The sequence below is a fragment of the Sphingomonas sp. CCH9-E2 genome (genome assembly GCF_001557215.1).
Taxonomy (GTDB): domain Bacteria; phylum Pseudomonadota; class Alphaproteobacteria; order Sphingomonadales; family Sphingomonadaceae; genus Sphingomonas.
Window position 1 is genome coordinate 1 of sequence record NZ_LSJM01000344.1, and the last position, 6,359, is coordinate 6,359.

General features: G+C 67.1%; 8 protein-coding genes and 2 pseudogenes. 5 read left to right on the plus strand and 5 right to left on the minus strand.

Annotated elements, in window-relative coordinates; all coding sequences use genetic code 11:
- From AX681_RS22580 to AX681_RS22910, 5 genes and pseudogenes are all read left to right on the plus strand, one after another.
- A pseudogene (locus AX681_RS22580) lies at positions 1 to 269 on the plus strand (RecX family transcriptional regulator); the annotation flags it as partial.
- Between the two features lie 65 nt (positions 270 to 334).
- A complete protein-coding gene (locus AX681_RS16135; RefSeq protein ID WP_082737984.1) occupies positions 335 to 925 on the plus strand; it encodes a cold-shock protein in 591 nt (196 codons plus the stop codon).
- Between the two features lie 10 nt (positions 926 to 935).
- Positions 936 to 1,388 (plus strand): DUF192 domain-containing protein, encoded by a 453-nt coding sequence (locus AX681_RS16140; RefSeq protein WP_082737985.1) that lies wholly within the window; start codon positions 936 to 938, stop codon positions 1,386 to 1,388.
- Positions 1,389 to 1,445: 57 nt separating this feature from the next.
- A complete protein-coding gene (locus AX681_RS16145) occupies positions 1,446 to 1,838 on the plus strand; it encodes an NADH:ubiquinone oxidoreductase subunit NDUFA12 (protein WP_066660950.1) in 393 nt (130 codons plus the stop codon).
- 188 nt (positions 1,839 to 2,026) lie between these two features.
- Positions 2,027 to 2,260, plus strand: a pseudogene (locus tag AX681_RS22910) (DUF2155 domain-containing protein); the annotation flags it as partial.
- A gap of 35 nt (positions 2,261 to 2,295) precedes the next feature.
- On the opposite strand, the gene aat reads toward AX681_RS22910, so the two are convergent.
- The 5 genes from aat to AX681_RS22085 form a co-directional block, all read right to left on the minus strand.
- Entirely contained in the window at positions 2,296 to 3,051 is a 756-nt protein-coding gene (gene aat / locus AX681_RS16150) for a leucyl/phenylalanyl-tRNA--protein transferase (RefSeq protein WP_066660956.1), read from the minus strand.
- On the minus strand, positions 3,048 to 3,785 hold the full coding sequence (locus AX681_RS16155; protein WP_066660959.1) for a ParA family protein: 738 nt from the start codon (positions 3,783 to 3,785) through the stop codon (positions 3,048 to 3,050). Before AX681_RS16155 ends, aat begins: the two co-directional genes overlap by 4 nt.
- 133 nt (positions 3,786 to 3,918) lie before the next feature.
- Complete coding sequence (locus AX681_RS16160) at positions 3,919 to 4,302, minus strand: hypothetical protein (RefSeq protein WP_443026135.1); 384 nt, start codon at positions 4,300 to 4,302, stop codon at positions 3,919 to 3,921.
- 98 nt (positions 4,303 to 4,400) lie between these two features.
- Positions 4,401 to 5,705 carry a DNA polymerase Y family protein gene (locus AX681_RS16165; RefSeq protein WP_066660960.1) on the minus strand — a complete coding sequence of 435 codons (1,305 nt, stop codon included), beginning with the start codon at positions 5,703 to 5,705 and terminating at the stop codon, positions 4,401 to 4,403.
- Positions 5,706 to 6,028: 323 nt separating this feature from the next.
- On the minus strand, positions 6,029 to 6,175 hold the full coding sequence (locus AX681_RS22085; protein ID WP_156456118.1) for a hypothetical protein: 147 nt from the start codon (positions 6,173 to 6,175) through the stop codon (positions 6,029 to 6,031).
- Between the last annotated feature and the right edge of the window lie 184 nt (positions 6,176 to 6,359).

Consider the following 6,359-nt stretch of genomic DNA (forward strand, 5'->3'; position numbering starts at 1 on the left):
GGGTGGGGGAGGCGCTGCGCCATGCCGGGGTGCAGGCGGAGGACGCCGAGGCGATTGCGCCGCAAGTCGATGCGCGCGTCGGGCAGAGTGCGATCGACTTTGCCCGGCGCAAGCGAATCGGGCCATTCGCGGCCGAGCCCGCCGATCGCGAGCGGATCGCCAAGCAGGTGGCGGCGATGGTGCGGGCGGGGCACGCGCCGGGGCTGGCCTGGCAACTGGCGCGGATGAACCCCGGGGACGATACGGATTTCCTGCTCGACGACCGTTAACCACAAAGGATTCGCACCTTCGTGAAATGCTGTGTTAATATCGTCGGTCAGGGGGAAATAGTGTAATGCGAGCCGACCTGCAGCGCGTGCCGATTCTGGAGGGCGAACCGGACGAGCCGACGGCCATTCCCGTGCGCGCCGCAGACCCCGAGGACGAGACGCATTGGGGCACGGTCAAATGGTTCGATGTCACGCGCGGCTTTGGGTTCATCGTCGCCGATGATGCCGAGGCCGGCGATATCCTGGTCCATTTTTCGGTCCTTCAGCCGCATGGCCGCCGCAGCCTGCCCGAAGGCGCGCGGGTCGAATGTTCGGTGGTGCAGCGCGACCGCGGGCTGCAGGCCAAGGACATTCTTTCGATCGACCTGACCGATGCGGTCGAGCCGGTGCGGATGCGGCCCGGCGCGGGCGACCGGATCGACCGGATCAAGCTGATCGAGGAAGCGGGGCCGTTCGAGCCGGTCACGGTCAAATGGTTCAACCGGCTCAAAGGCTATGGGTTTCTGGTGCGCGACGGCGATTCGGCCGATATATTCGTGCATATGGAAACCCTGCGCCGAGCGGAGATTTATGACATCGAACCTGATCAACCGCTGCGCGCCCGCATCGTCGATGGCGAAAAAGGGCCGCTCGCGGTCGTGGTGGAATCGGCCTGACCGAACGCTGATGCTCGCATTGGGTGCGGCGCTGCTGCTGCCCGGATGCACCGCGAAAGACAGCGACGCGACGACACAGGTGGCCAAACAGGCGACCGTGACGATCGAATCCGGCACGAATCGCCATATCTTCAAGGTCGATGTTGCCAGTACGCCGGAGCTGCAGAAGCAGGGACTGATGTTCCGCACCAACATCCCCGCCGATGGTGGCATGTTGTTCGCGCCCTATCCGCCCGAGGGCGGCCCGCCGCGCGAGGCGAGCTTCTGGATGAAGGATACGCCGAGCCCGCTCGACATCATCTTCATCCGCGCCGACGGCACGATCGCGACGATTGCCGAGAATACGGTGCCGTTTTCGGAGGAGTTGTCACGGTCCGGTGAGCCGGTCGCAGCGGTGCTGGAAATCAACGGCGGTCGCGCGGCGGAACTGGGCATCTCGCCGGGGGACAAGGTGCGGTGGTGACGATCGTGCGTGCAAACGGCGTTGCCCAGCCGCGCTCTGCGGCGTAAAGCGCGGGCCATGGGAATCTTCGCGAACATCTTCACCTGGTGGAACGGCTCCACCTTCGGCACCTGGGTCGGGCTGCGCGGCAAGGATCAGGTCGGCGAGGACTCGCTCGGCAATCTGTATTTTCAGGGCGGGGCCGACATGCATGGCCGCCCGCGGCGCTGGGTGATCTACAAGGGGTCGAATGATTCGAGCCGGGTGCCGCCGGAATGGTTCAGCTGGCTGCACCACCAGATCGACGATGTTCCCGATCGCGCGTTGCCGCCGGTGCGGAAATGGGAACAGCCCGCAGTGCCGAACCTGACCGGCAGCGTGCTGGCCTATCGTCCGCCGGGTGCGCTCGAAAAGGGTGGGCAGCGCGTCGGTGCGACCGGCGATTACGAAGCCTGGACGCCCGGCGCCTGATGCGCCGGAGCCGGATGGCTGCGCTGCTGCTGGCACCGGTCGCGCTTGCGGCATGCGGGGGCAAGCCGGCCGAGAACACGGCGGACGCCGCGGATTCGGTCGAGGTTCAGCCTAAGGCTGCAGCACCCGGAGCGGAGGTGGTCGCGGTGGACGCCGGGCCGACCGCGTCGGTGACCGGTGTGACACCAATGGCCGAGCGCGTGGCGGTGCTGGGCTTGCTCAACAAGCGCAATGGCGTTGCGCGCGAACTGACGCTGAAGCCCGGACAGGCGGTGCGCGCGGGCGATGTGATCGTGCGGCTGCGCGCGTGCGAGAAGACTGCGCCGTGGGAGCCGGATCAGCTGACCGGGGCGTTCGCGCAGGTCGATATTCGCGGCACGGACGGCAAGTTCAGTCGCGCTTTCTCGGGCTGGCTCTACAAGGAGCGCCCGGCGCTGAATGTCGTGCAGCACCCGATCTATGACGTCTGGGTCAAGAGCTGTGCGATGACCTTCCCCGATACCGGGGGCGAGGTGGTAGGCGGCAGCGCCCCGGATGTGCCCAAACGGTCGAGCGCGCCGAAATCGGCCGATACCGAGGGCGAGGCCCCGGCACCGGCGGCAAGCCCCGCAGCGCCTTCGCCAAGCGACTCCGACAGCAACGACAGATAATGGTCGCGTGGCACCTCCACCGCGCCCAGTGAAGCGAGGTGGTCGGTCATGAACTGGCAATCGAGCAGGGTGAAGCCGCCGAGACGCAGCCGTGCGACCAGTGCCGCGATCGCCAGCTTTGACGCGTCGCGCGCGCGACTGACCATGCTCTCTCCGAAAAAGGCCCGCCCGAGCGCGAGGCCGTAGAGGCCGCCGACGAGCCGGTCGCCGTCCCAGCATTCGACCGAATGGGCAAAGCCGCGCCGGTGCAGTGCGGTGAACACGCGCTCGATCGGCGGGTTGATCCAGGTGTCGGGGCGGTCGGGGGCGCTTTCGGCACAGAGCGCGATCACCGCTTCGAACGCGGTGTCGGCGGTCAGGCGGAAGCGGTCGGCGACGAGAATCTTGCGCAGCGAGCGCGATAGGTGGAAGCCGTCGAGCGGCAGGATCGCGCGCTGGCGCGGCTCGACCCAGAAAACGCTGGGATCGTCGCGATGTTCGGACATCGGGAAGACGCCCATTGCATAGGCGCGCAACACCAGATCGGGGTCGAGATCGCTGGCGCGGGCGGTCTGCCGCGTCATTTGGCCCCTTTGCGCGGTTTGGCGAGGCGCTTTTCAACCGCCTGCCACAGGCCGTCCACGGCAAGCGCACCGGCACTGCGCGGCGCGAAGCTGCCGAGCGGCGCGCGACGCACCGCCATCCCCTCGACCAGGCTGGCCATCGGGATCACGGGCCAGTCGGGATTGCGCGCCAGCGCTTCGGCATGAAGGCGGCGGCGGCGATCGACCATCGAATGGACCGGCATCAGCGGCACCTTGGCCTTTCCGCCGAGATGGCGTTCGACGTCCTCCAGTGCGCGCTGCGACAGTGGGGAGGGGATGACCGGAACGACGATCAGATCGGCGGCGCGCATCACCTGTTCGCTGGTTTCGGTGAGGCCGGGCGGACAGTCGAGGATCATCCGGTCATAGGCACCGTCGAGCTGGCCGAGCAGCTTGGCCAGCCGCTTCTTCTTGTCGAGTTCGTGGAACAGCAGGTCGAGGCCGCGGAGCGAGGCGTCGGCGCCGAGCAGATCAAGCCGTTCGATGCCGGTCGGCTGGATCAGCCTAGCCGGTTCGACATCCTTGCTGAACACCGATTGCGCCGTCGCCTTGCCCTGACCGCCGCCGAGCAGGAAGGTGGAGGCGGCCTGGGGATCGAGGTCCCACAGCAAGGTGCGCCGGGCGGAGCGGGTCGCGGCCGACCAGGCAAGGTTCACCGCCAGCGAGGTTTTGCCGACGCCGCCCTTGAGGCTGTAGACTGCGATCGTCGCCACCCGCTCCGCTCCCTGATCCAGTTCAGCGGCAAGGTGGCGCAGCGGCGGGGGGAGCGCAACCGACAGGGCGCGACGCGCACAAAAAAAGGGCCGACAAACGCCGGCCCTTTCGTTGAATGGATCGATGCGGCGCTTAGCCCTTGCAGGTCAGCGTGCCCTTGCCCGGGATTTCGACCGTTGCGGCGGTCGGCGTGCCGGTCAGCTTCCAGCCGCCCTCGGCGGTGAAGGGCTGGCCTGCTTCAGGCGCGGTCAGGCGGGTCTTGGTGCCGCCCTTTTCGGTGGCGACGGTGACCAGCTTGTCCTGGTTGAAGAACTCGACGAAGACGAGCGCATTGCCCGGCTGGCAGCGCATCGACACGGTCGCCTTGATCGACGGCGGCAGTTCGACCGGCGCGGCGTTCGCGAGTTGCGATTCCATCGGATCGGGCGCGCGCTCGCTGATCACTTCGGGTTCGGGTTTACAGGCGGAGAGCGCAAGCAGCGCAACCGCGGCGGCGGGGAGGAGACGCATGTTCATAGCGGAACTTTCTTTTGCGCACGCAACATCGGGGGTCAAGATATAACGGATAACAGTGTATCTACGCATATTGCGGTGCGTCGATACAATATCCTGTCTCATTCGTGAAATTCGTCCAGATCCGGGATTCGACCAAAGGCGATCTTGGTTCCGACGCGGTCGGTGCGGCTGCCGTCCATCGGGCCGACCGAGACGGCGTGGCGGCCGAACTTTTCATTGATCCGGTCCATCGCCTTGCTGAGCGAGAGGGTGCGGGTTTCGCGGGCGAGGGGGTCATCGGGGTCGAGCGCGCCGAACAGCGATTCCTGCGCCGCGCCGACGGGGGCGATCTCCGACAGGGTTACGCCGATCATCCTGATCGCGAAGCCGCCGGCGCGGGAGCGGCCGGCGGCGGCCAAACGGGGGAAGATCGCGTCGAGTGCGGCGAGGATCGCGAAACTGTCCTGCGTCGCGGGTAATTTCAGCGAGGTGCGCCAGACCGATTTGTCATCCTCGAACTTCGCGTGGAGCACCAGCAGGCGGCTGACATAGTCCTTGCGCCGGAGCCGGGCGGCGCATTTGAGAGCGAGGCGGCGGGCGGTGAGGCGGACGGGTTCGAGGCCGCGCTTGCGCGGTGACAGGACGTGGCTGTGGCCGATGGTGCGGTTCTGCGTCGGCTTTTCGGGCAGGTCGAAGCCGTGGAGCAGATACCAGAGCCGGTCGCCATTGACGCCGCCCCAGGCCGATCCGGCGTCGCGCGGCCGCCGGTCGCACAGCTGGCCGATGTCCAATATGCCCTGCTGCGCCAGGCGCTTCTCCATCTTGGCGCCAATCCCCGCGATGTCGCGCAGCCTGAGGCTGAACAGGCAGTCGGGGAGCATGTCCTGCGTCAGCACGGTGAGGCCGTCGGGCTTTTCCATGTCGCTGGCGAGCTTGGCCAGCAGGCGGTTGGGGGCGATGCCGACCGAGCTGGTGAGGCATTCGCCGACATGGGCGCGGATCCCCGCCTTGATCCGCCGCGCCAGCGCCGACGCCTGTTCCGGGCTATTTTCATTGTCGAGCAGGCGGCAGGCGACTTCGTCGATCGAGCAGACCGCGGTGACGGGGATGTGGCGCCAGATTTCGGCGACGATCGCTTCGTGGAACTCGACATATTTGGCGTGGCTGCCGGGGACGACGATGAGGTCGCGGCACCGGCGCTTGGCCTCCCACACCGGGGTGCCGGTGCGGATGCCGTAAACCTTGGCCTGAACCGAGGCGGCGATGGCGACGGTGGTGTCGCTGTCGACCGGGGCGACGATGATCGGTTTGCCCCGCAGATCGGGGTTCAGCTGCTGCTCGACCGCGGCGAAATAGCTGTTGAGGTCGAGATACAGCCAGCGCAGCGGACGGGATGGAAGATCGAGGAATGCCGGGTCGGCCATGGGCGGAACAATAACGGAACGATGCCGCAGAGTCACGTGGCGAGGGGCCGACGGTGCCTGACACTTCTGGGAGGGGAAGCTGACAAAAAAACGCATGTGTCATGCGCGGGTGACAGGCGCGCGGACGGGGGCCGCGAACGGCGCGGCTGCGGGGGGAAGGGTGCGGCATGAGGGCGTCCCGGCGATGATTTGGGGGACGGGTGAGATATGCCGAACCGGGGGCTGTAGGAAAGGGGTCAGGCGAGCGCCGGATCGGTCGCAACCGACGACGTGGCGCGGGAGCCGTCGGGTGACAGCTCCCGCGCCGCGCGCTGTTCAGCGAATCAGGACAGGATGCCGGAGTCGGTGATGCCCGGGCCGCCGGCCTGGGTCAGTTCGTCGACCGCATATTCGGTGCAGACCGGGTCGGTCCAGGCGCGCGGGGCGTCGCTGATGGGGGCTTCGACGGTCGGGGTGGCTGGGGTGGTCATGGTCGATCCTTATGGTCGCTGGAGTGCTAGACTTCAGACCTATTGGCCCTGCTTACTGACCGAACGGTTCAGGAGAAGATGCCGCCATCGACGACAGCCGGGGCGCCAGCCTGAGTCAGTTCGTCGACCGCATATTCGGTGCAGACGGGATCGGTCCAGGCGCGCGGGGCGGTGCTGGCGGGGG

Excerpts from the sequence above, each read along its gene's own strand:
- AX681_RS16135 (WP_082737984.1), top strand. The coding sequence starts at position 335 with ATGCGAGCCGACCTGCAGCGCGTGCCGATTCTGGAGGGCGAACCGGAC.
- AX681_RS16140 (WP_082737985.1), top strand. The coding sequence starts at position 936 with ATGCTCGCATTGGGTGCGGCGCTGCTGCTGCCCGGATGCACCGCGAAA.
- AX681_RS16145 (WP_066660950.1), top strand. The coding sequence starts at position 1,446 with ATGGGAATCTTCGCGAACATCTTCACCTGGTGGAACGGCTCCACCTTC.
- aat (WP_066660956.1), bottom strand. The coding sequence starts at position 3,051 with ATGACGCGGCAGACCGCCCGCGCCAGCGATCTCGACCCCGATCTGGTG.
- AX681_RS16160 (WP_443026135.1), bottom strand. The coding sequence starts at position 4,302 with ATGAACATGCGTCTCCTCCCCGCCGCCGCGGTTGCGCTGCTTGCGCTC.
- AX681_RS16165 (WP_066660960.1), bottom strand. The coding sequence starts at position 5,705 with ATGGCCGACCCGGCATTCCTCGATCTTCCATCCCGTCCGCTGCGCTGG.
- AX681_RS22085 (WP_156456118.1), bottom strand. The coding sequence starts at position 6,175 with ATGACCACCCCAGCCACCCCGACCGTCGAAGCCCCCATCAGCGACGCC.